The sequence below is a fragment of the Rhodonellum sp. genome (assembly GCF_030656585.1).
Lineage (GTDB): Bacteria > Bacteroidota > Bacteroidia > Cytophagales > Cyclobacteriaceae > Rhodonellum > Rhodonellum psychrophilum.
In genome coordinates this window covers 102,491-125,199 of sequence record NZ_JAUSPP010000042.1, presented here as the reverse complement: position 1 = coordinate 125,199, position 22,709 = coordinate 102,491, and the positions used below count along the sequence as shown (strand labels likewise).

The 22,709-nt window shown below is 40.8% G+C and carries 21 protein-coding genes; 10 read left to right on the top strand and 11 right to left on the bottom strand.

From position 1 onward, the window contains the following. Positions 1-12: 12 nt before the first annotated feature. Together ppk1 and gyrB are read right to left on the bottom strand one after the other, a co-directional pair. Entirely contained in the window at positions 13-2,133 is a 2,121-nt protein-coding gene (gene ppk1 / locus Q7J63_RS11285; protein ID WP_019598728.1) for a polyphosphate kinase 1, read from the bottom strand. Positions 2,134-2,259: 126 nt separating this feature from the next. Continuing rightward, the gene (gene gyrB, locus Q7J63_RS11280; protein ID WP_019598729.1) at positions 2,260-4,218 is read right to left on the bottom strand and encodes a DNA topoisomerase (ATP-hydrolyzing) subunit B; all 1,959 of its coding nucleotides are present in this window, start codon (positions 4,216-4,218) and stop codon (positions 2,260-2,262) included. 377 nt (positions 4,219-4,595) lie between these two features. On the opposite strand from gyrB, the gene Q7J63_RS11275 reads away from it, so the two are divergent. The 3 genes from Q7J63_RS11275 to Q7J63_RS11265 all read left to right on the top strand — a co-directional run bounded on the left by Q7J63_RS11275 (position 4,596) and on the right by Q7J63_RS11265 (position 7,415). After that, on the top strand, positions 4,596-5,342 hold the full coding sequence (locus Q7J63_RS11275; RefSeq protein WP_019598730.1) for a bacteriorhodopsin: 747 nt from the start codon (positions 4,596-4,598) through the stop codon (positions 5,340-5,342). Positions 5,343-5,407: 65 nt separating this feature from the next. Beyond that, a complete protein-coding gene (locus Q7J63_RS11270) occupies positions 5,408-6,556 on the top strand; it encodes a lycopene cyclase family protein (RefSeq protein ID WP_304886186.1) in 1,149 nt (382 codons plus the stop codon). Then, positions 6,543-7,415 (top strand): Brp/Blh family beta-carotene 15,15'-dioxygenase, encoded by an 873-nt coding sequence (locus Q7J63_RS11265; protein ID WP_304886184.1) that lies wholly within the window; start codon positions 6,543-6,545, stop codon positions 7,413-7,415. The genes Q7J63_RS11270 and Q7J63_RS11265 overlap by 14 nt, the downstream gene beginning before the upstream one ends. Here Q7J63_RS11265 and Q7J63_RS11260 read toward each other — a convergent pair. Genes Q7J63_RS11260 through Q7J63_RS11250 form a run of 3 tightly spaced genes read right to left on the bottom strand, consistent with a single transcriptional unit; the run spans position 7,412 to position 9,568 of the window. After that, on the bottom strand, positions 7,412-7,777 hold the full coding sequence (locus Q7J63_RS11260; RefSeq protein WP_304886182.1) for a CoA-binding protein: 366 nt from the start codon (positions 7,775-7,777) through the stop codon (positions 7,412-7,414). The two genes, Q7J63_RS11265 and Q7J63_RS11260, sit on opposite strands and share 4 nt — an antisense overlap. A 9-nt stretch (positions 7,778-7,786) precedes the next feature. Continuing rightward, the gene (locus Q7J63_RS11255) at positions 7,787-8,740 is read right to left on the bottom strand and encodes a GNAT family N-acetyltransferase (RefSeq protein ID WP_304886180.1); all 954 of its coding nucleotides are present in this window, start codon (positions 8,738-8,740) and stop codon (positions 7,787-7,789) included. Between the two features lie 12 nt (positions 8,741-8,752). Continuing rightward, complete coding sequence (locus tag Q7J63_RS11250; RefSeq protein ID WP_304886178.1) at positions 8,753-9,568, bottom strand: 1-acyl-sn-glycerol-3-phosphate acyltransferase; 816 nt, start codon at positions 9,566-9,568, stop codon at positions 8,753-8,755. A gap of 251 nt (positions 9,569-9,819) precedes the next feature. On the opposite strand from Q7J63_RS11250, the gene Q7J63_RS11245 reads away from it, so the two are divergent. Further along, positions 9,820-10,662 carry an SDR family NAD(P)-dependent oxidoreductase gene (locus tag Q7J63_RS11245; RefSeq protein WP_304886176.1) on the top strand — a complete coding sequence of 281 codons (843 nt, stop codon included), beginning with the start codon at positions 9,820-9,822 and terminating at the stop codon, positions 10,660-10,662. Between the two features lie 17 nt (positions 10,663-10,679). Here Q7J63_RS11245 and Q7J63_RS11240 read toward each other — a convergent pair whose 3' ends face one another. Then, positions 10,680-11,345 (bottom strand): hypothetical protein, encoded by a 666-nt coding sequence (locus Q7J63_RS11240; protein WP_304886174.1) that lies wholly within the window; start codon positions 11,343-11,345, stop codon positions 10,680-10,682. Between the two features lie 130 nt (positions 11,346-11,475). On the opposite strand from Q7J63_RS11240, the gene Q7J63_RS11235 reads away from it, so the two are divergent. The 4 genes from Q7J63_RS11235 (at position 11,476) to msrB (ending at position 16,797) form a co-directional block, all read left to right on the top strand. Next, positions 11,476-12,372 carry a class I SAM-dependent methyltransferase gene (locus Q7J63_RS11235; RefSeq protein WP_019598777.1) on the top strand — a complete coding sequence of 299 codons (897 nt, stop codon included), beginning with the start codon at positions 11,476-11,478 and terminating at the stop codon, positions 12,370-12,372. Between the two features lie 31 nt (positions 12,373-12,403). After that, positions 12,404-13,582 (top strand): aspartate aminotransferase family protein, encoded by a 1,179-nt coding sequence (locus Q7J63_RS11230; RefSeq protein WP_304886171.1) that lies wholly within the window; start codon positions 12,404-12,406, stop codon positions 13,580-13,582. A 261-nt stretch (positions 13,583-13,843) separates the two neighbouring features. Continuing rightward, positions 13,844-16,234 (top strand): penicillin acylase family protein, encoded by a 2,391-nt coding sequence (locus Q7J63_RS11225; RefSeq protein WP_304886169.1) that lies wholly within the window; start codon positions 13,844-13,846, stop codon positions 16,232-16,234. 146 nt (positions 16,235-16,380) lie between these two features. Continuing rightward, positions 16,381-16,797: a peptide-methionine (R)-S-oxide reductase MsrB gene (gene msrB / locus Q7J63_RS11220; protein ID WP_019598780.1), complete on the top strand. Its 417-nt coding sequence runs from the start codon at positions 16,381-16,383 to the stop codon at positions 16,795-16,797. Positions 16,798-16,951: 154 nt separating this feature from the next. Here the strand turns inward: msrB and Q7J63_RS11215 are convergent, their stop codons facing one another. The 4 genes from Q7J63_RS11215 to Q7J63_RS11200 all read right to left on the bottom strand — a co-directional run bounded on the left by Q7J63_RS11215 (position 16,952) and on the right by Q7J63_RS11200 (position 19,768). Further along, positions 16,952-17,896, bottom strand: coding sequence for a DUF4097 family beta strand repeat-containing protein (locus tag Q7J63_RS11215; RefSeq protein ID WP_304886167.1), 945 nt, complete (start codon positions 17,894-17,896; stop codon positions 16,952-16,954). Further along, positions 17,889-18,278, bottom strand: a complete 390-nt coding sequence (locus tag Q7J63_RS11210; RefSeq protein ID WP_019598782.1) for a TM2 domain-containing protein — start codon at positions 18,276-18,278, stop codon at positions 17,889-17,891. Before Q7J63_RS11210 ends, Q7J63_RS11215 begins: the two co-directional genes overlap by 8 nt. Continuing rightward, the gene (locus Q7J63_RS11205; protein WP_304886165.1) at positions 18,271-18,576 is read right to left on the bottom strand and encodes a DUF2752 domain-containing protein; all 306 of its coding nucleotides are present in this window, start codon (positions 18,574-18,576) and stop codon (positions 18,271-18,273) included. Before Q7J63_RS11205 ends, Q7J63_RS11210 begins: the two co-directional genes overlap by 8 nt. Positions 18,577-18,685: 109 nt before the next feature. Beyond that, entirely contained in the window at positions 18,686-19,768 is a 1,083-nt protein-coding gene (locus Q7J63_RS11200) for an oxygenase MpaB family protein (RefSeq protein WP_304886163.1), read from the bottom strand. A gap of 52 nt (positions 19,769-19,820) precedes the next feature. On the opposite strand from Q7J63_RS11200, the gene Q7J63_RS11195 reads away from it, so the two are divergent. Then, positions 19,821-20,714 carry a hypothetical protein gene (locus Q7J63_RS11195; RefSeq protein WP_304886161.1) on the top strand — a complete coding sequence of 298 codons (894 nt, stop codon included), beginning with the start codon at positions 19,821-19,823 and terminating at the stop codon, positions 20,712-20,714. Positions 20,715-20,950: 236 nt separating this feature from the next. Next, the gene (locus Q7J63_RS11190; RefSeq protein WP_304886160.1) at positions 20,951-21,808 is read left to right on the top strand and encodes an SMP-30/gluconolactonase/LRE family protein; all 858 of its coding nucleotides are present in this window, start codon (positions 20,951-20,953) and stop codon (positions 21,806-21,808) included. 129 nt (positions 21,809-21,937) lie between these two features. On the opposite strand, the gene Q7J63_RS11185 is transcribed toward Q7J63_RS11190, so the two are convergent. Beyond that, positions 21,938-22,576, bottom strand: coding sequence for a DsbA family protein (locus tag Q7J63_RS11185; RefSeq protein ID WP_370691894.1), 639 nt, complete (start codon positions 22,574-22,576; stop codon positions 21,938-21,940). Positions 22,577-22,709 lie beyond the last annotated feature (133 nt).

Here is a 22,709-nt window from a genome sequence, read left to right as displayed (position 1 = left end):
CTTTTTTTGATTTTAAACGAGCTTAACTTTCATCACATCCTCAATATGAAGATTGAAAAATTCTTTGTGAATGTTGAATTCTTCTGCTCCTTCTTCTGGTATTTTCGGAACATAGGTACCATCCTCTTGCATCCTATAAGTGTTCACATTGTCTTTTAAGTTGAAAGCAAGGATATTCATCAGTTGCTTTTCCAAAAGTGGATCTTCTACTCTAAACAAAGATTCCAATCGCTTGTCAAAGCTCCTGACCATTAGATCCGCACTTCCAGCGTATGTCCTGGTCTGACCGTTATTGTGAAAATGATAAATTCTTGAATGTTCAAGAAAATCACCCACGATGGAAAGCACTTCAATGTTTTCACTCAAACCCGCACGACCCGGTCTCAAGCAGCAAATCCCTCTGATGATCAACTTGATGGTCACATTGGACTGTGATGCCCGGTACAATGCAAAAATCACCTCAGAATCTTCCAATGAATTCACCTTGATGAAAATACCGCTGGGTAAACCATTTCGTGCATTTTCGGCTTCCTGCTCGATGAATTCTATCAATTGGTTTCTCATGTCCCGGGGGGCAGTAAGTAGATTTTGATAGGTTGTCGGCATGCTGTGACCGGTGATGACATTGAAAAACTCCGAAACGTCGTTGGCCAAAACCTCGTTGGTGGTCAATAATCCGATATCTGTGTAAAGCCTTGCTGTGTCTTCATTGTAATTACCCGTTCCCAAATGAACATATCGCGTGACCTTGTTGTCATCTTTTTTGACGATCAACATCAATTTTGTATGGGTTTTCACATTACTGATGCCATAAATCACAAAACAACCTGCCTTTTGGAGTTTTTTGGCCTCCCTTATATTGTTCTCCTCATCAAACCTCGCCTTGACTTCAAACAAGACCGAAACGTGTTTTCCGTTTTCTGCGGCTCTCAACAAAGCTTTGGTAATCCTTGAATCCTTGGCCAACCTGTAAATGGTCATTTTAATCGCCATCACGTTGGGATCCTCAGATGCCTTTTCGATCAATTCCAAAATGGGATCGATATTGTTGTAGGGATGGTGCAGCAATATATCCCTGGTTTTCAAGACCTGGAAGATATCATCCGTTCCTTCGACAGGATAAGAAATCGGCAGGACCGGCGCCGGGATTTGAGGGATTTTATCCTTGAAACGTCTGTTGCCAATCACTTGCCATAAACCAGTGAAATCCAACATACTAGATCTCTCCACCTTGAAAATACTATCATCTTGGATGGTCCAACGCTCCTTGAGCAAATTGATCATCCATTTGCTGTAGCCTTCCTCTATTTCCAAACGAACTACCCGGCCTGTTTTCCTCTCATTCAATTTTCGTTTTACCTCTTCCAAAAAATTGGCATCCATGTCCTCACTTTCTTCCAAAGTAAAATCTCCGTTCCTGGTAATCCTAAAAAGGTTGATGGATTCAATGCCTACGTTCCTGAAAAGAGAAACGATGTTTTCACGAATGACCTCTTCTATAGGAATATAGATGACAACATCTTCCCGCTCAATCTCGAAAAAACGAGGGATATTGGAAGGTATCTGAACAAATGAAAGTTTTCTGTTTTCTTTTTTTTCACCATGTGCCAGTGTCACCACCCCGAACACCAACAATTTGTTCATTAGGATTGGAAAAGTACGGTAACCGTCATAGACCATCGGCGTCAACATTGGGTAGACTGCCTTGATGAAATATGATTTGATATATTCCTGCTCGTCTGGCTCCAAATTTTTGACATTGCTCAAAATAAATCCCGAGTCCGACATGTTGGGAAGCAGGTTTTTGAGGAAATGCTCTTGCTGGTCTTTGTGGAATTTCTGGCATTCGAGTAGTAACCTCAACTTGAAGGGGTCTTCTCTTAATCCAGAATAATCCACACGTTCCTTGTCATAATCGAGATAATTATAGAGCGATCCAACCCTGATCATAAAAAATTCATCCAAATTGGATGCAGTGATGGCTAGGAATTTCAGTTTTTCAAAAATCGTTCGCGTTTCTTTTTTGGATTGATCCAAAACCCTTTCATTGAATTTAAGCCAACTCAGATCCCTACTGATCAGATCGCTGCTGTAAATGATATTCTCGAACTTGTCTTTTGTTGCTACTTTCATGAGATTCTAATAACTAACAAATCTAATAACTTGGGCAATAATATTATACATTCCAAAATTAACAATTCATTAAATGAAAAAAAAAGGGGCGAAATGCCCCCTTTATAATAGTGGTTTAACTTGAAATTAGATGTCTATTTTCGCGTATTTGGCATTTTTCTCAATAAAATCCCTTCTCGGTGGAACTTCATCACCCATCAACATACTGAACAGGTGATCTGCTTCTGCTGCTGATTCTATCTGAACCAATTTAAGGGTTCTTGTATTTGGATCCATGGTAGTACTCCAAAGTTGCTCAGGATTCATTTCTCCAAGACCTTTATATCTTTGGATATTGATGCTGTCTTCTTTTCCTTCTCCAGCCATTTCCCGCATCAAAATCTTCCTTTCTGCCTCAGTCCAGCAGTATCTTTCGTCTTTCCCTTTCTTCAAAAGGTACAATGGTGGTTGAGCGATATATACATATCCTTTTTCAATCAGCGCTCTCATGTACCTGAAAAACAATGTCAAAATCAATGTCCTAATGTGGGATCCATCGATGTCAGCATCCGTCATGATGATGATTTTGTGGTATCTCAAATGGGAAAGATCAAGTTCCTTGTCATCATGGGCAGTACCGAACTTCACACCGAGTGCTGTCAGGATATTCTTTATTTCTTCGTTGTCGTAGATTTTATGCTCATGGGCTTTTTCCACATTCAGGATTTTACCTTTCAAAGGCAAAATTGCCTGGAAATCCCTTTCTCTTCCCTGCTTGGCTGATCCACCAGCAGAATCCCCTTCGACAAGATACAATTCACAAACCGCAGGATCCGAATTGGCACAATCGGCCAACTTTCCAGGAAGTCCTCCTCCTCCGAGTACGTTCTTCCTCTGAACCATCTCTCTCGCTTTCCTCGCCGCATGGCGCGCCTGGGCTGCAAGAATCACTTTTCCGACGATGATCTTCGCTTCTTTTGGATGTTCTTCCAACCAAACCTGAAGGGTTTCCGAAACCGAGCTGTCAACTGCACCGACAACATCGGAGTTTCCCAGCTTTGTCTTGGTCTGCCCCTCAAATTGAGGTTCCTGGACTTTTACGGAAATTACCGCAGTTAATCCTTCCCTAAAGTCATCACCTGAAACCTCTAGTTTCAACTTATCAAGCATACCGGACTTGTCCGCATAACTTTTTAAAGTTCTCGTCAATGCCCTTCTGAAACCGGAAACGTGAGTACCCCCCTCATAGGTATTGATGGTATTCACATAAGAAACCACATTTTCAGAATAGGAAGAATTGTAGCTCATGGCCACCTGAACAGGCACGCCATTTTTTTCAGATTCTATATAAATTGGTTCAGAGATTATTTTTTCTTTGGTTTCATCCAAATATTGAACGAATTCGACCAATCCACCCTCAGAATAAAACTCATCTGATTTTGGTTTGCCATCATCCTCCAAATCCCTCATGTCAGAGAGATATATGCGAATGCCGGCATTAAGAAATGACATTTCTCTCATGCGGTTGGCAATCGTTTCGTATTTAAATTCTGTGTGAGTGAAAATACTGGCGTCAGGCCTGAAAAATATCGTTGTCCCTCTTTTGTCAGTGGTTCCGATTTCTCTCACATCATACTGCGGAATACCAATTGCATATTCCTGCTCATATACTTTTCCATCTCGATGAACTGTTGCTCTCAATGTGGTAGACAGGGCGTTCACACAAGAAACCCCTACCCCGTGAAGTCCACCGGAAACTTTATAGGTATCCTTATCAAATTTTCCTCCGGCATGCAGGACAGTCATTACAACCTCCAAAGCAGATTTCTGCTCTTTTTCGTGCATGTCGATCGGGATACCCCTACCGTTATCCGATACCGTTACAGAATTGTCTTCGTGGATGGTCACATAAATTGTATCACAATGACCCGCTAATGCTTCATCAATTGAGTTATCGACCACCTCCCATATCAGGTGATGCAATCCCCTTGTTCCAATATCCCCGATATACATCGCGGGTCTTTTTCTTACTGCTTCTAATCCTTCTAAAACCTGGATATTAACTGCTGAATAATTCTTCAGATCTACTTCTTTTTTTTCGCTCATAACTGGTTCAAAACGCCTTCTTTTTATCAAAAAAAGAGATTTTTTAATCTTTCAATCAAGCCGTAATAATACGAAAAAAAACTGACAGTACATATTCCAAAACTACCTTTAATTCAACTCTTCAAAGGCAAAAATGAAATGAACACATTCCTGAATACGAATACTGAAACTCCTTGAAATGTGTGTTTTATCTTGGCGATTGCAATTTCCAGAAGTACCAATTTAAAGTCAATTGACTTGTTTTTTAAGTAGTTTATGTACGTTTGTTTAATTTGTTTAACGATAGGTTAAACAAACTATAAGTTTTTCATCTTATGGATGCATATCTTAAACAATACATTTTATTCCAAACCCTTACCAACTTAAATTAATATTTCATGAAAACCCTCCTAGCCGCAGATCTTATAGGTCTTGACAAAATTATCAACAGTGATCCTGTTGCCATCACATTCTTTATTGGATATATGGCAATGTTTGCATCGGCTGTTTTCTTTTTCGCAGAAAGAAGCAGTGTAGATGGAAAATGGAAAACCTCCTTATTGGTTTCAGGTCTGATCACAGGTATTGCCGCAGTCCATTATTACTACATGAGGGATTTTTACCTCCAGACAGGTACCAGCCCAACAGCATTCAGGTATGTTGACTGGACTTTAACGGTTCCTTTGATGTGCGTGGAATTTTATTTACTCACAAAACCATTTGGTGCGAAAGGTAGTACTTTAACGAAATTGATCATCGCTTCCTTGGTCATGTTGATTACAGGTTATATCGGTGAGACTTCTGGTATTGATAACAATGTGATGTGGGGAATATTTTCTACCCTAGGTTATCTGTACATCGTGTATGAAGTATTTGCTGGTGATATTGCTAAACTTTCCAAGTCGTCAAACAGCCCTGCTTTGGCAAGTGCAATGTTCTTGTTGAAGATCTTCATCACCTTGGGATGGTCTATCTATCCACTTGGTTACATGGTATTGCCAGGAAACCTATTGTCTGGCATGTTTGAAGTAAGCAGTATTGACTTGTTCTACAACCTTGCTGATGCGATCAACAAAATAGGTTTTGGTTTGGTGATCTACTCTGTAGCAATTGCTGAAACTGCAAAAAGTAGAAAAGTAGCATAACCCCAATAAAAATACAAAGGCTATCTGCACATGCAGGTGGCCTTTTGTTTTCTAATCCACCCAAGATGACTTACGATTTCATTGTTACTGGACTTGGTTGTGCTGGAATGAGTTTTATGTATTATTTGCTGGACAGTGAATTGAAACATAAAAAAATCCTTCTGATTGACAATTCCAAAAAAATTGAAAATGACAGAACATGGTGTTATTGGGCAGAAAATCCACTGGAAATTCACCCTAAAAATTCCCCTCTTATTTTTTGGGATCTCATCAACATCATCCATAAAAATGAGGTCTGTCAAAAGTCTCTTGGCCCCTTGAAATATTACCACATACAATCCTCTGACTTTTATTTTGAGGTTCTGGAAAAAATAAAGGGTTTCACCAATGTAACCATCGTGCAGGATAAAGTGGTGGAATTTGAGGAAAATGAGAAGGACCAGGTCACTGTTAAAACCTTAAATTCAGGTAATTTTATTGGCAAGAAAATTCTGAATTCAATTCTTCCTTTCTCCGAAAATAAGGGCGAGTTGATGCTAAAACAAGTTTTTTTGGGTTGGAAAATTAAAAGCCCAAAGAATGCTTTTGACCATCGGTCAGCTACCTTAATGGATTTTCCTGCCAGTGATTCCAGTCAAACAGAATTCTTCTATATTCTACCGTTCAGTGAAACCGAGGCGCTCGTAGAATACACAATTTATACACAAAATAGCATTGAGACTTCTGTAATGGAAGCAAAACTTACCCAGTATATTCAGCAGCATTTGGGAATCGATCAATTTGAGACTGTTTTCAAGGAACAGGGAATAATCCCCATGACGACGAATAAACTTTCCAAAGCAAAATTCCAAAACATCATTCCCATTGGAACCCTCGCGGGATGTACAAAGCCTTCCACAGGATTTACTTTCTATGACATCCAAAAGCACTGTAAGGATATCGTACTGCAGTTGGTAAGAAATCAATCGAATTTAAAGTTTGATTGGAAGAGAAAAAACCGATTTACATTCTACGACAATATTCTACTCAACATCGCTGTGAAATGGCCGAAAGAGTTACCTTCTATTTTCAAGGAAATGTTCGAAAAGAACAATGGGGAATCAATCCTCTACTTTTTGAATGAGGAAAGTACTTTTTTGAATGAAGTTAAAATCTTGGGTAGCTTGAAATTCAAAATATTCATCAAATCAGTGCTGCAATATGAAAGACATTGAAAATCTTGGGAAAATATTGGGGTTATTGATTTCAATCCTCTATTTGGTGTTTTTCCAAGGCAACCTTACCTACCAGTGGGTTTGTTTTTTATTGATTTTGGTGACCATTGGAATTCCTCATGGCGCGATTGACCATCTTTTGGAAAGACCAAGATTAGATCCGAAATTCTTGACTTTTTTTATATTGAAGTATTTATTGATCATAGGCTCCTATCTCATTCTTTGGGTTTTTGTCCCCCTGTTCTCCTTGATCGCTTTTATTTTGATGTCAGCGTACCATTTTGGTCAAAGCCATTTTATTCACTCTCCCATAGAAAAACACAAAACCTTCACCTATCTAGCCATAGGCGGATTTTACCTGAGCGTTATCCTTTGGGGTGATTTTGAGGCGACCTCCAGCATTGTGGGAAGTGTCATCTCCTTAGAAAATTTTGAGATTTTTGGAAAGTACCTCATCGGTTCCCTTTTTGTTTTGACCGGAATTTTGATTTGGATAAACAAAAAAAATACTTTTTGGATATGGGTCACCGAAATGTTGGTTATTGGTGGCGTCCTTTTTTCCCTTCCACTGTTGTTGGGATTTATCCTTTATTTTGGTTTTTGGCATGCCCTTCCAAGCATGGCTTTTGAATTCAAAACGCTAAAAATCCGCCTTGGAATCTCAGGATTCAAACCCTTCATTAAAATGCTCCTCCCCTTTAGTACCATCAGCATTTTGGGTATATTTTTGATACTTTGGTTTGTACAAGGCAAAATGGGACAAGAGCAATTGATATTGTTGTTTTTTGTGCTTGTATCCTTGATTTCAGCTCCCCATATTTGGTTTATGAACCGTTTTATTGAACGGTCCCAAAACTAAAATTGACCTGTACTCAACATGACCAAGTTGCATGCTTGCATGACGGCAATATTCTTTTTCCGAGCAAGGTCCATTAATTCCGGATTTTCAGTACCCGGATTGAAAATGATACGCTTTGGATTCAGGGATAAAATATAATCCACCCACTCTTTTTGATTTTCGGGTCCAATGTACAGTGTGATCGTATCCACATCATCAATGACAGGCTTTTCTCTCAAATCCAGTATGGGTTGACCAAACAGAACCCCTTTTTTGATCCCTACGGGCACGAAGGGAAATCCTCTTTCATAAAACATTGATGCTGCCGAATAGGCATATCTGGATGGATTGGTGGATGCTCCTAAAATCACTGTCTTTTTCATGAAATTTTCTTATCTACTTCCAAAAACCCTGTCTCTTTCAAAGCTTTCCATGTGCCTGTGTTTTTTACTTTCGTAAATATCCGCAATGGTAATCAGTATTCCAGTTTCCTCAACAGCCCCGAATTCATTGTTCAGCGCTGTACCGAAGTTCTTCATGGTCGGGGAAAGGTTCATATAGGTATTGATCAATGGTGGAATGTTTTCACCATAAGCCCTGATCTTACTGTTCAGCACCTTATATCCCTCTTTGTAATCCAAGTCCTTAAAAAGCATTTTGTACTCGGAAATATCCGTCACATAATCCAAGGCCAATTTGTCCAAGGGCCTCACCAGTTCCTCTGGATCCGGAAAATAATGATTCATAAAATACAGCAATAAGTCCCTTGCTTCACGGTTGTAATGGGGATACATCGTAACCTTACCAAAAAGATATTTGACATCAGGGTTCAGCATGACAATGGCTCCAAGACCGTCCCAGAGATTGTCCAAGGAAAACAGTCCTTTTCGATTGTCAACATTCGGTTGATATTTTGGCTGAACGAAAGACCTTCCCAATTCAATGGTAAAAGGTATAAACTCTTTGATAAATTTATCTGAAAACCTGAATAAGTGCGCCGTGGAAAGGTTGATTTCCCCATCCACGCTAAATCCAGCGCTTTTGCAATGGATAAGTCTGTATCCGGCTACGATTTCCTCATCTTCTGGATTCCAAGTGATCAACTGCTGATAACAGTTTTCACTAGTATCATTCTCATCGATATCAGTGGGGAGACCGGTTCCGCCGCCCGCACCTCTAAAAGTCAGTTCTCTCAACCTGCCGATTTCAGATACGACATTTGGGGCATTATGGTAATCAACCAAATAAATATGGTTGTTCCCATTATTGGTATATCTCAAGAAACGATCCTTTGTCAATTCACTTTTCAGGAGCCCTCTGTCTACTGCAGGTATTATTTCTTGCATAAATAACTTCTTTTAGACCAATTGGTAAACCATTTGTTTAACTTCATCGGCCCACTGTTTTTCATTTTTCGTTCGGTCAAAATACTGGTAAGAAATTGGTTTTCCTATATGAACTGTGACTTTTTTGCCCTTTTGGGAAAACATTTCATCAGCGAGGTAAAACATCTCCAGATTTGCCTTGATACCCAGTTTTTCACGGATTTGCGCAAAATTGTAAAAGAAGTTCGAGTTACGACCTTCTATATACACAGGGACAATATCTTTTTTATATTTTTTGGATTTTGAAATAAAACTCTTCTTCCATTCCAAATCCATAATGCCATGGGCTTGTTTGCGGGAAACCAATCCTGCCGGAAATACCAAAACTGCGTGTTCTCCGGAATAGGTTTGTTCGATTAATTGGGTGACTTCCCTACTGTTTGCGCCGTGCTTGTTCACAGGAACGAACATGGGTTCAAAGTTTTTGATATTGGTTAGGATATCATTGACCAAAAACCTGATATCTGTCCGGTATTTTCCCAATGCATACATAAAGGCGATTCCGTCCAATCCTCCTAGGGGATGGTTGGATGCAAAAATCACCGGCCGATCCATGGGGATATTCTCTGCACCTTTTAACTCCACCTCGACGCCAAATTCCTTAATCAAGGCATTCACAAAATCAATCCCTTGCAGGTGACCATTGTTTCGCATCACCTGGTTGATATCCTTTTCGTGCGCAATTCTTTTGATGTAGGCCAACACAAAACCAGGCAACCAGCGCTGCAACTTTGGATTTTTGTCTTTTATGACTTTTTCTATATCGATGAATGGCTCCTTGGCTTCCAATTTTAACTTTCGCGAAGAGCCTTCTTGCTTTGCCTTTGGTGATAATCCTCTGATTTACATAGTCATTGGATTCCCAAAAAGATGCAATAGTTCCTCTTTTATTAATATTTTAAAATTTTTGAAGCCTAAAAATACAAATTTTAAATTATATGTAAGCTATTTTTGCCTTAACAGAATATTATTTTTGGAGGATCCATAAATTGCTTTTAACAAAGCTTGGTTTTTCTGGGTTAATTTAAAAAAAAATGAAAATGAAGAGTATAGCGATCACAGGACCCACCTCTGGAATAGGTGCAGAGACAGTTAAAGGACTGGTTTTAAGCTTTGATAAAATCTACTTAATGGCGCGGAGCGAAGCAAAGGCAAAAGCAATGATCGATACTTTTCCTGAAAAGGACAGGTCAAAATTTTCCTTTATCCATTTAGACCTTGCAGATATGGACTCTGTGAAATTAGCCGCACAAACCTTGAGTGGAATGGAGACGGCTCTGGATGTTCTGATCAACAATGCCGGAGGAATTTTCGGGGAAAAAATCGTCACCAAAGATGGTTTTGAACTGACCTTTTCGGCCAATCACCTGGGACATTTTCTCCTTACCGAACTACTTTTGCCCATTTTGCTGAAAAGTGGACATTCAAGGATTATCAATGTGAGTTCAGAAGCCCATCGCACAGCCAAAGTCAATTTTGAAGATCTGCAATATCAACAAAAATCTTACAATTCATTTATCGCTTACTCCAATGCCAAGTTGTTCAATATTCTTTTCACAAAATCCCTTGTGGAAAAATATGAAGAAAAGGGATTGAAAAGTTTTTCCCTACACCCAGGCGTTGTCAAGACCAATTTTGCCAAGGAGAATGCCGGAATATTTGGTTTTTTCTGGATTTTGGGATCTCCATTTATGATTACGCCAGCACAGGGTGCGCAAACGTCCATCTTTTTGGCGAAAATAAATTCCAAGGAAATTCCCAATGGTGGCTATTTCAAAAAATCCAAGGCAGTGAAACCTTCTACGGCTGGCAATTCCAAAAGAATGAGAGATATTTTGTGGCAAAAAAGTGAGGAGTTGCTGAAACCTTGGCTGAAAATCTGATCTTGAATCCAGGTCAACTACTTTGCGGTTTCAAGAAAGATAAAAATGCGCCGGAGATCTTGAGGTTCCTCCGGCTTCAATTTCTCCAGCTTTATAAATTCCTTTAATTCTTCAAAACGATTCCCCGCAATGGATTTTAATCCAGCATTATTCAGCTTGAGCTCCTCTGATCGAACAGCTTCCATCTTGTAAAATTGAACGTTGTGCCGATAGGTATCGTATTGCGGTCCTGAATAACCATCCCTGACAATTTCATTTTTGACGAGGGTTTTGCTGTGTATGGCGATGATTTTGACCTTGTCCTTTTCATAGATCAGTTCCACTACCCTGGCTTGCCCGCCTACTGTTTCCGTTTTGAAGGTTCTTGGATTATCTTCCAGAGTTTCTATCCAATCCCATTTTTTAACCACCATTGGAGGGTTGTCCTCCCCTCCCATTTGGATGTAAACTTCATTTTTTTCCAACAGGATATTGAAGGGAATCTCTTCATACACTTTTCCTCCCGGCAATGAAATCTTTCCCAATCGGGTGACCTCAAAAAGAAAAGGAGTGCCTTTAACCCCATCGCTTTTTGCATTGAGCCGGAAGGAACCCGGTAAAGAGTATATTTTATTCTGGTTTTGAAGATCCTGAGCCATTGACCAATAAAAACTGCCAAAGACAATGGCAAAACAAAGGAGCATTTTATGGATTTTGGATGGCATTTGGGTTTTTATGGGATTCGAAGAGATAATTTACCCAAAAAATACTGATTTATGAAACCTTCCCCTTCAGGATTTATCGGTCCTAAAATTATATGTTTACTTTTGCATCATGAATGAAACGATTTTGTCATTATCCCCACAGCATTGGGAAGATTATGAATTGATTGACACCGGTGGTTTTGAGAAATTGGAACGCTTTGGTGCATTTATTTTGAGCCGACCTGAGCCACAGGCAATCTGGGACAAAAGCATGAGCGACCAGGAATGGAAAGATTTGGCTTCAGCGCATTTCTCCAAAGAAAAAAACAATCCTGAAAAAGGCCAATGGAATGAGTACAAAAAAATCCCACACAATTGGCAGATCAAGTATCAGAATCCAGATGGATTGAAGATGACGCTTAATCTCGCCATGACCTCTTTCAAACACATCGGGCTGTTTCCCGAACAGGCAGTCAATTGGGATTACATCACGGATACGCTGAAAAAGCTTCCGGTCAAAAACCCAAAAGTCTTGAACCTTTTTGCCTATACGGGAGCATCCAGTGTTGCGGCAAAAGCCGCCGGAGCGGAGGTTTCCCATCTTGACTCGGTTAAGCAGGTAGTCACTTGGTCCAAGCACAACATGGAATCTTCGGGCCAGGATGGCATCAGATGGATCGTGGACGATGCCATGAAATTCATCAAGAGAGAAGTAAGGAGAGGCAATAAATACCATGGAATCATCTTGGATCCACCTGCTTACGGAAGAGGTCCTGAAGGCGAAAAATGGATATTGGAAGAACAAATCAATGAAATGTTGAAACTTTGTGCGGAACTATTGGAGCCGGAACATCATTTTCTTATTCTCAATATGTATTCTTTGAGCTTCAGCTCTCTGATTGCTGCCAATTTGATCAATTCCAGTTTCAAGGAAGTAAACAATGCAGAGCATGGTGAGCTTTATCTAATCGATCGGTTCAAGAAGAAATTACCCTTGGGAATATTCTTTCGATTCAGAAAATTATAAAACTCACCCAAATGTTCTTTAGGAATCAAAAATGAACAACAGACAGATTTTTCTTACCCATCAAGCCCAAACTACCGACTTTCCTTTGATGATTGAAATCGAGCGGGCAGAAGGGGTTTATATGTATGGGCCTGAAGGGAAATCTTACATCGATTTGATCTCCGGCATCGGTGTGAGCAACGTGGGCCACAGACATCCCAAAGTAATAGAGGCCATCCAAAATCAGTTGGACAAGTATCTTCATCTGATGGTGTATGGAGAATATATCCAAAGTCCCCAAACCCAATTGGCCAAGGCAATTGTGGAAACCCTCCCTCCCTCTTTGGACAATGTGTATTTCGTCAATAGTGGTAGTGAGGCTGTTGAAGGCGCTTTGAAATTGGCAAAAAGATACACGAACAGAGCCCAAATTATTTCATGTGTCAATGCCTATCATGGCTCTTCCCAAGGAGCACTTTCAGTGGGTGGAAATGAGATTTTCAAAAGAGCCTACCGTCCTCTTCTTCCTGGGATCACCAATGTTGTATATGGAAGTTTCACCCAGCTTTCGCTAATAACTGAAAATACCGCAGCGGTGATCATGGAAACCATTCAGGGTGAAGCGGGCATCATGGTGGCTTGTAAAGAATATTTTAAGGCACTCCGAAACCGCTGTGATGAAACCGGAACCTTGCTCATTTTGGACGAAATTCAAGCGGGTTTTGGTAGGACTGGAAAATTCTGGGCCTTTGAGCATTTTGGAATCGTACCTGATATCCTCGTTTGTGCAAAAGGAATGGGTGGTGGCATGCCAATAGGTGCTTTTATCGCAAACAAAGAAGTGATGGGCGTTTTCAAAGACAATCCACTTTTGGGACATATCACCACTTTTGGTGGACATCCTGTGAGTGCTGTGGCTTCGTTGGCCACCATTCGGGTGATTCAGGAAGAAAATCTCCTTGAAAAAGTGGAACAAAAAGCAGATTTGATCAAAAAACTTTTGGTACATCCCAAGATCAAGGGTATCCGAAACAAAGGCTTGATGATGGCCGTCCAGTTTGAGTCTTTTGAGGTTCTGAAACCAATCATCGACAAAGCCATTGAATTGGGCGTGATTACCGATTGGTTTTTGTTTTGCGACGATTCCATGCGCATAGCCCCTCCATTGGTTATTTCGGAAGCTGAGATTGAACAAGCCTGCGAAATTATATTGGAAGCAATCAACAGTTGATACAACCCGTTTTACGCATTACCATTTCTAGACCATCCTGTAATTGCTTCATAATCAGTCTTTGTTCATTACTTTTGACTTCCCCATATCGAAACGATCTCTTGCCCTTCAAATAGTCTGATTTTCTCACAGTTTCAATCCCAAATAGGTAGCCGAATGCACAATTCGGGTTTAAGGATTGATTTAGGTATATTTTGGATTATTACTTATTTTTCAAGATTCTTTTAAGAGAAATTCATTCCAAAATAACCCGAAAAAATCATGAAAAAACTGGTATTGGTTTTACTTTTTATGCTTATCCTTGGAACGGTAGGCTATCAAATCGTCAAATTTAATTTTGGCCCCAAATACAATGGAGAAATCAATTTGGAAGGATTGAATGCTGAGACGGAGGTCTTTTTCGATGATTTTGGTGTACCCCACATCTATGCCTCCTCAGCCGAAGATGCCTACCAAACTTTGGGCTATGTCCACGCCCAAGATCGACTTTTCCAGATGGAAATGATGAGACGGGTGGGGACCGGCACTTTGGCCGAACTCCTCGGAGAAGATCTATTGGACGTGGACAAATTCTTCCGGACTTTGGGAATCCCCCAACATGCGCAAATGAGTACTGCCACTTGGCATTCCGAAGGCGATTCCGAATGGAAATCAGCTACTGAAGCTTATATAAAAGGCGTCAATCAATTTATCCTTGAGGGCAAAATACCGATTGAATATACCCTACTGGGAAGTAAACCGAGGGATTTCACCATCAATGACGTCCATGCAGTCGTCGGATATATGTCCTTTACTTTTGCCATGGCTGTCAAGACTGATCCCTTGATCACGAAAATGTCCAGACAACTTGGGCCGGACTATATGAAGGCATTGTCTGTCCACACGCTGCCCGAGCACCATATCATCCCAAACAATTACCCAAAAAGAGATTCCGTTTCACTTCAAATTAAAACCAATAACAGTTTGGTTAGCTTGTTGGAAAAACTTCCCGTCCCCCTTTTTATGGGCAGTAATGCCTGGGTAATCGCACCCAGTAGGACAGCATCCGGTGAGGTGATTTTCTGCAATGACACCCATATTGGCTTTTCCCAACCCTCTGTTTGGTACGAAGCCCATTTGGAATATCCCGGATTCAGTTATTATGGCAATCACTTGGCAGGAGTTCCTTTCGGTTTGGTCGGTCACACACGTACGCACAGCATTGGATTGACCATGTTCGAAAATGATGATCAGGATTTTTTTGAAGAAAAACTCAATCCCAACAATCCCAATGAAACCATTTATGGAACCGGTTTCTCTCCGATCAAATCTCGGATGGATACCATAAAAATAAAGGATAAAGATCCTGTTCTATTTGAAATCCGGGAAACCAACCATGGACCGATCCTGAATGCTGTTGTCCCGGAAATCGCAGGCATGACCGATAATCCAGTCGCTTCCTGGTGGGTTTATGTACTGGAACCCACGCGTGCAATTGAGGCCACTTGGAAGATGGGGCATGCCAAAAACATACAGGAAGTTGAAGATGGTGCACGACTAATCCATGCGCCTGGCATGAATATTATGTACGGTGACAAAACCGGCAATATCGCCTGGTGGGCCAGCGCCAAGCTTCCGATCAGGCCTGCACATGTCAATAGCAAGATTTTCCTCGATGGTACCAATCCACTGGATGAGCATACTGGTTGGATTCCCTTTGAGGAAAACCCCATGAGCATCAACCCCGAATCCGGATTTGTGGCAACGTCCAATAACCAACCCGATACCTTGAGCAATGGCATGTACTATCCTGGATATTATTATCCGGGAGACCGATGGGATAGGATCTCCAAAACCATCATGTCCAGAAATGATTGGACACAAGAAGGCATCAAAACTCTTCAGTTGGAATCCATAAACGAAACCCAACCCAAAAATGCAAAACTCCTTTTGAGTGAAATTTCAAAAACCGATTTTCCAGAGGATGAGGCCATTCTAAATGCTTTGGGAGATTGGTCGGGTGAACATGGCTTGGAGGAAATAGCCCCAACACTTTACTACAAATGGATTTACCATATCCTTTATGAAATGATGGTGGATGAGTTGGGCGAAGAGGATTTTGAAAATTACCTTGGAACGTTCATGGCTGTCAGGAGCACACCCCTACTCCTTCAGTCAGAAAATTCCCCTTGGTGGGACAACAAAAACACGCTTAAAATCGAAAACCGAAAAGAAATCATCAACAAAGCATTGTCAAAATCCCTCACAGAACTCCATGCTCAACATGGTTCCAACTCCCGCAAATGGCAATGGAGAAAATCGATCCTTTCAGAACATCCCCATCCTTTGGGTGCAAAAAAACCATTGGACAGAATTTTCAACGTATCCACCAAACCTATGGCAGCCAATGAGGAATCCGTCAATAAACTTGCCTTTACGCTCAACGGAGAAGGGATTTACAAAGTGAACAGTGGCCCAGCCATGCGCATCATCTTGGATTTTGCCAATGTGGATGCCTCAGAGAGCATTTTACCAACCGGTCAGAGTGGAAACCTATTCAGCCCTTGGTACAAAGACCAAGCAGCCATGTTTGTGGAAGGACACTATAGGCAGCAATTGATGAAAGAAGAAGTCATCAAAGGAACTTATAGGAAGAAATTGGTTTTCAAGTAAAAAGATTGAATCCGGCTCTTCATTGGGTCAGAAAGAAAAAAACAGAATTGGGAGAAGACAGTTAACTATTCGAGGATATTTTGTGAAAATATCTTTCTTTGTTCAACCCCAATTGCAACTTGAATGATTGATTAAAAATTGAAATTATGAAATCCAAAGACGAAAAGGCATACGAAGTACAGAAGAACGAGGAAGAGTGGAAGGAAAAACTCGACGCGGATTCCTACCATGTATTGAGAAAAAAGGGAACTGAGAGACCCTTTACGGGAAAATACAATCTCAATAAAGAAACCGGAATATACGAATGCAAGGCTTGCGGAAATGAAATCTTCCATTCTTCGGCGAAATATGACAGTGGTTGTGGATGGCCGTCCTTCACCGAACCTGTCCGACCTGAAGCCATTGACGTCCATATGGACTATTCGGCATTTATGGTCCGAGAAGAAATCCTTTGTGGCAAATGCGGAGGACATCTTGGCCATCGCTTTCCCGATGGTCCAAAAGCAAAGGGCGGCATCCGTTATTGCATCAATTCTGTAAGTATGGATTTTAAAGAGGGATGATATTGAGTTGCTTGGGACAATCTCACGATTTTCTCCCCTAAAATATCCCCAATGAAAAAAGGAAGGTATGACCAAAGCGAGCTTGCTTTTCTGTCATTGCCTTCCTTTATTTTTGATAATCCTTTTAGGTTATCCCGTCTGTAATTTTGTTACATCAATTCCAGATTTTGATACTGCCGCTACTCGCTTTTCCAGTGATCGTATGGGCTGAATTGTTGTCGATATTCAAACTTTTGCTGGAGGAATTCTCCCCTACTTTGACGGAACCGCTGTTGGCGCTGAGGTCGTAGTTGAATGCACTTAAGTCCGAGTTGGTTTGAATATTGATGCTGCCGGAATTGGCCTTAAGCGTTGTCTTGGCACTCAAACCTGAATTTTCTGCCTTGATGCTTCCTGAACTTGCACTCAATTCTCCCAGCTGGGAAACGTTTATGAATTTGAGGGATCCAGAATTCACTTGGGCGTTGACCAAGCCTTCTATGTTTTCAAATTTCAGGCTGCCCGAAGATGCTTTGGCGCTAATATTCCCTTCCACTTCCAGAAAGCTGGCTGAACCTGAGTTTACCTGAGCATTTACCATCCCTGTCAATCCCTCTCCCTTGATGCTGCCCGAAGAAGCTGTCAAATTGATCTGATCTGCAATTATTCCCAATGACTTGATACTTCCCGAATTGACTTTCAAGTCTATCACGTCGTGAACAACATGCATCACATCGATGGAACCTGAGCCATTGACCAAATTCAATTTGATGTTTTCTGGCCCTGTCAGGCTAATATAGCCGGTAACCTGATTTCCAAAATTCCAGCCACCAACCAAATCCCCTACTACCTCAATCCGGAGTGTGGAGCCTGATTTGCGGTAAGTGATTTCCATACCTGAGCTTTCGGGAGCTTCCAAGAAACCATTGAGGAATACTTCGGTATCCTTTTCATTTCCTTCATAGGAAACCTCCAGGAACTTCCCTTCCAAAACGATCTCCTTGATCCCGGTAAACGTTTCCTCATAGTCCTTGGTGATGGTTTTCTCGGGTGCAAAACAAGAGGCAAAGACAAAACCGCTCCCAAAAAGCAAGGTCATAAGCAAAGTGATTTTACGCATTGTCATTGGTGTTGATGGTTGGGAAGAAATTCGAATTGTTGGACATCATGGACAAAGTCTCATGTGCTACCTTGATGTTGTACTCATAGGCCAAGCTTTTGTAATTGACCAGATCCACAATGGTTCCGATAAAACAAAGTCCAAGGGTGAGAACATAAAGGATTCCGAGCCCAATCTGTCCCAGAATAAAACGATGCAGGCCTGCAAATCCAAAGAATCCCAACAGGCAAAGGATCAACACCATTTGATTGTCTTTTCTTCGGGCACGGTACACCTGTGCAAAAAGATTTGCTTGTTCATCATCCATGTTTTTCAAGATTCCCTGAATGTAACCCAATTCCATTCCTTCCAATTCCGGAAGATGTCTCAATACATTAGCCATAGTTTTTGATAGTTTTTATGTTTCGAATCAATTCAACAATACGATAAGCAATCACGGCAAAAGCGAACATGGCCAAAGGATGCATGGACCAAGAAGCCTGAATATCACCTTTGGTCAGAAGGCTCATGGCCCTTCCCAATCCACATCCAGAGCACCAGGTAAACCCAAGATTGTCCAAGGGACAAAGGGTAAAGTGCTGTTGTCCGTAGGGATCGATCAGAAGGATGCCAATCATGGCTCCTATCCAAAATACCAGTTCCAAAGGAATACGTCTGATTTGTGAGATTATCTTATTCATTTGAACAGTAAAGTACGAAAACAATGCCATACACAAAATAGGCTCTAAAACGAGCATAACGGCTATTTTCGGTTTTATACTGACCGCTGACGAAACAAAAAGTGTACGATTATGGACGTTTTATTGCCGGAATATTTAGGGCTACAGGTGAACCGAATTGGACTTTGTTTTGCTCCAAGAAGATTTTACGGATTTTGGCATAGCTGCTGTTGATTCCGTTTTGTTTCAAAAAATTCAATTTGAGGATCAGTCCAACTGCATTATCTGGTAAAGCTATCGTTTCTTTAATACCCAAAACATCCGCAATTTCTTTCCCCACAAAAAAGGCGACCAATGTTTCCGTAAGCTTGGACATGGAAGGATCCGGAATGACCGATATATAATAATTCAACAAGGACTGTATCAATATTCGTCCAGCCTCTGATGATTTTGCGTGCCGCTTTCTGATCAATTTTTCCAGTTCGAATGCTTCTTTTGAAGTATCCGGTAATACATCGGCCTCAATACCCAGGTAATGCCCAACTATTTTCCAATAATGAAGCACTGATTCATGGATCTCTTTCCCTGGAAATTGATTCATTTTTTCCATGCCTCTCATCACCATAAGACTGAAGGCCAAATTCGTGCCGATCAAATCTTCCTGATTGACTGGGATTCCCCAATCGTCATTCCAGTCTTTCGCATATTTCCGCACGAAAAACCTACTGAAAGCATGGATCAACCTCACTTTGGCGATACTGAGCAAGGCCCGATCGTCGGTCAAAAACGTTCCTGGACGATAGGTATCCAAGAGAAAGAGTGCTGTTTCGGAAAGCCTTTTGCCAGCTTCTTCGGTAATCCTTTTGGATCGGACCAGTACCTGGGCACCATCTGCAAATGCATAACTATATGGCAAGGAGTAAAACCCAAGCATGGCCATGTATAGATTCCCTTCCTTCTCGAAATAATCTTGGGAAATCTTGACCCTCTTGTTGTTGATAAAAGAAGGTCTCTGGTGGAAAAAAGAAAAAAATTGTACAAGCGAATCAGGAAAGGATTCTGGCAGTTCCAATGGTATTTCGGACCAAGAATTGATTTGTGTTGTTAGCCCTGGATTTTCAATAAGATCAGCAATCACCCTATCGGCCAAAGGATCACCTTTTTGCCTTAAGGCTTGAAATTGTTCACCGGTATATAAATTTAATTTTCCCACCTATTTCTAACTTGCATTATGTAATTTAGTTTTTGGCTTTCAAATAATAAACATGATCCTTAAGAAAATCATCCTGTTAATTTACATTTCGATTGTTTCGCATGCGGTAGAATCCCAAACATCTTATGATCTGATTGCTGTCGATATCAAGAAATCCGGGTCCAAGATAGCGATTATCGAAGGCACCGAATTGAAAATCACGGATAGAAAAGAATATGACAACCAACCTGATTTTATCAATGAAAAACAATTGGCATTCTCTGCAGCGGATGAAAATGGAAACCATGACATCATCATTTATAATTTTGAATCGGGAAAATTCACCAACCTGACCAAAACTCCCAACCAAAGCGAATATTCCCCTTCCATTACAGATTGTGGTTTGTTTGTCTCGGCGATCACTGTGGAGCAAGATGGAAAACAACGGCTCTGGCTCTATCCGACCAACTTCGGCGAACCGGAATTGTTGTATGACGATATTTTACCGGTTGGCTATTATGATTGGTATGACAACAAAGCCGCCATGTTTGTCCTAGGCCAACCCAATCAATTTGTCTATCCGTATAGCAAATCAGAGATATTGACTATCAGTCAAAACATTGGTAGATCTATTCAAAAAAGGCCAAAAAGCAGTATTGTGGCCTTCGTGGATAAAAACGACACCAAGGAGATCGCTGGAGAAAAAGCATTTGCAATCAAGGGTTTTGACCTCGAAAAAAGAATCTTCGAAAATTACGGGTATACTTTACCCGGAGCCGAGGACTTTATTTGGTTGGACAAAAATCTGCTGCTTATGGGAAAAGGAAATGCGCTGTTTGTCAGAAAAGCGAACCAAGAGGATTGGGAATCCAGCGGTTTTCTCCAAATCAAGGATTACCAAAATATCAGTCGTATGGCATTTTCCGCAAAACTGAAAAAACTGGTGGTCGTGATGGAAAGGAAATGATAAAACTTAAGGTTTTATCCAATCTTGGTAAACAAGAAATTAAACCCTTTAAATTTTAAAAGATCTGCATTTTCAGAAATGTGGTCTTTTCCCAAAGAAACAATATCTTTGGTCAACTTAGCCCATTGAAAATCATTGAAATTCCATGGTGAATATGGAAATATCATCTTAAATAATCAAAACCCATGAAGAAATCAGTATTCATTGCTTTCATTTTAATCTTTAATTCCACCCTTATGAGCCAGGCACAAATCGTTGATAAAAGAGGGATTGTCGCAAAAAAAGCTACTTTGGAAAAAGTTGCAGATGGTTTTTCCTTCACTGAGGGACCGGCTGTGAACAGGGCCGGGGATGTTTATTTCACGGATCAGCCCAATGATCGTATTATCAAATGGTCTTTTTTCACAGGAGAAACCAGCGTGTTTATGGAGAATGCAGGAAGATCCAATGGAATGTTTTTTGACCGAATGGGAAATCTCATTAGCTGTGCAGATATGGAAAATGAGCTTTGGGAAATCGATGCCAAAGGAAACAAAAAAGTTCTGATTGAGAATTATCAAGGAAAAAAACTGAACGGACCTAATGATCTTTGGGTAGCCCCAAACGGCGGGATTTACATCACTGATCCTTTGTACAAAAGAGATTATTGGACAAGAAACCCGGAAATGCTACAGGATGGAGAACATCTATATTACCTCAGCCCGGACAGAGTACAGTTCTTCAGGGTAGATGAAAAACTTGTCAAACCCAATGGGATCATTGGCACACCAGATGGCAAAAAATTATATGTCGCAGACATTGGGGACAATAAAACCTATGTGTATGACATTGAAGAAGACGGATATCTTCGCAACAGGAAACTGTTTGTGGAAATGGGATCAGACGGAATGACAATTGATCACCGCGGAAATCTCTACCTCACCGGAAAAGGAGTGACTGTTTTCAACCAAAAAGGGGAACAAATCGCCCATATCCCAATAGATGCGAATTGGACTGCAAATGTGACTTTTGGAGGTCCCCAACGCAAAACCCTTTTCATCACCGCAATGGATGCTTTTTATTCTCTTGAAATGAATGTAAGGGGAACACATTGATCCTCTTCAATTAAAACAGAAAGACGCTCGCCAAAATCATTGAATTCTTTTGGGAAATTTTATCCAAACAGAAATCTTGATTTCGGCGAGCGTTTATTTTTTGTGTGGTTAAGGAAATTTCAAATTTGATCAATCACAATTTCCATCCACATCGCAAGCGGTACCCTCTTGATTTTTTGCCACCTGAAGAATCGGGTTTTCCATTACAAAACCCTCCCAAGCCTTTTGAATGTTTTGGTCAAACATTGATTTGGGTTGCGCGCCTGAAATCCCGAATTTTCTATCGAGCACAAAAAAGGGCACTCCCCTCACGCCCAGCTGTCTGGATTCTTCTATATCCCGATCAACTTTGTCCATAAATTCGTTGGATTCAAGAGTGGCCAAAACCCGATCTTTCTCAAGACCAACCTCCAATGCCAATTTCAACAATGCAGATGTATCGTCGATGTTGGCGCCTTCCGTGAAGTAGGCTTTCAGCAAACGTTCCTTCATTAGATCTCCCTTGCCCAAGGTTTTTGACAATTGAAGCAATCTGTGGGCATTCTTTGCATTGGCAACCACTGTTTTGTCCATGTGGTAAGTCAATCCTTCTTCTTTTGCCATTTCTTCAACCTGGGAAATCATCTGTTGGGTTTGTTCCATACTCCAACCCTTGGTTTCGGAAAGGTATTCCACTGTACTCTTGGATGTATCCGTAACCATGTCTGGATTCAGAAGGAAACTCTTCCATTCAATTTGGACACGATCCGAATATTCAAAATCGGCCAAAGCGGATTCTAACCTTCACTTGCCGATATAACAAAATGGACACATGATGTCCGACCAGATTTCTATTTTCATGATTTTAAATTTAACTTACCACAACAATCAATTTTGACCCTTTTGAGTTCTAAAAAAGCCG

Bases quoted from the DNA above. Each gene is read 5' to 3' on its own strand.
- ppk1 (WP_019598728.1), bottom strand. From the start codon at position 2,133: ATGAAAGTAGCAACAAAAGACAAGTTCGAGAATATCATTTACAGCAGC.
- Q7J63_RS11240 (WP_304886174.1), bottom strand. From the start codon at position 11,345: ATGCTCCTTTGTTTTGCCATTGTCTTTGGCAGTTTTTATTGGTCAATG.
- Q7J63_RS11205 (WP_304886165.1), bottom strand. From the start codon at position 18,576: ATGAATAAGATAATCTCACAAATCAGACGTATTCCTTTGGAACTGGTA.
- Q7J63_RS11225 (WP_304886169.1), top strand. From the start codon at position 13,844: ATGAAAAAACTGGTATTGGTTTTACTTTTTATGCTTATCCTTGGAACG.
- Q7J63_RS11210 (WP_019598782.1), bottom strand. From the start codon at position 18,278: ATGGCTAATGTATTGAGACATCTTCCGGAATTGGAAGGAATGGAATTG.
- Q7J63_RS11275 (WP_019598730.1), top strand. From the start codon at position 4,596: ATGAAAACCCTCCTAGCCGCAGATCTTATAGGTCTTGACAAAATTATC.
- Q7J63_RS11270 (WP_304886186.1), top strand. From the start codon at position 5,408: ATGACTTACGATTTCATTGTTACTGGACTTGGTTGTGCTGGAATGAGT.
- gyrB (WP_019598729.1), bottom strand. From the start codon at position 4,218: ATGAGCGAAAAAAAAGAAGTAGATCTGAAGAATTATTCAGCAGTTAAT.
- Q7J63_RS11190 (WP_304886160.1), top strand. From the start codon at position 20,951: ATGAGCCAGGCACAAATCGTTGATAAAAGAGGGATTGTCGCAAAAAAA.
- Q7J63_RS11215 (WP_304886167.1), bottom strand. From the start codon at position 17,896: ATGCGTAAAATCACTTTGCTTATGACCTTGCTTTTTGGGAGCGGTTTT.
- Q7J63_RS11230 (WP_304886171.1), top strand. From the start codon at position 12,404: ATGAACAACAGACAGATTTTTCTTACCCATCAAGCCCAAACTACCGAC.
- Q7J63_RS11235 (WP_019598777.1), top strand. From the start codon at position 11,476: ATGAATGAAACGATTTTGTCATTATCCCCACAGCATTGGGAAGATTAT.
- Q7J63_RS11265 (WP_304886184.1), top strand. From the start codon at position 6,543: ATGAAAGACATTGAAAATCTTGGGAAAATATTGGGGTTATTGATTTCA.
- msrB (WP_019598780.1), top strand. From the start codon at position 16,381: ATGAAATCCAAAGACGAAAAGGCATACGAAGTACAGAAGAACGAGGAA.
- Q7J63_RS11255 (WP_304886180.1), bottom strand. From the start codon at position 8,740: ATGCAAGAAATAATACCTGCAGTAGACAGAGGGCTCCTGAAAAGTGAA.
- Q7J63_RS11245 (WP_304886176.1), top strand. From the start codon at position 9,820: ATGAAGAGTATAGCGATCACAGGACCCACCTCTGGAATAGGTGCAGAG.
- Q7J63_RS11195 (WP_304886161.1), top strand. From the start codon at position 19,821: ATGATCCTTAAGAAAATCATCCTGTTAATTTACATTTCGATTGTTTCG.
- Q7J63_RS11260 (WP_304886182.1), bottom strand. From the start codon at position 7,777: ATGAAAAAGACAGTGATTTTAGGAGCATCCACCAATCCATCCAGATAT.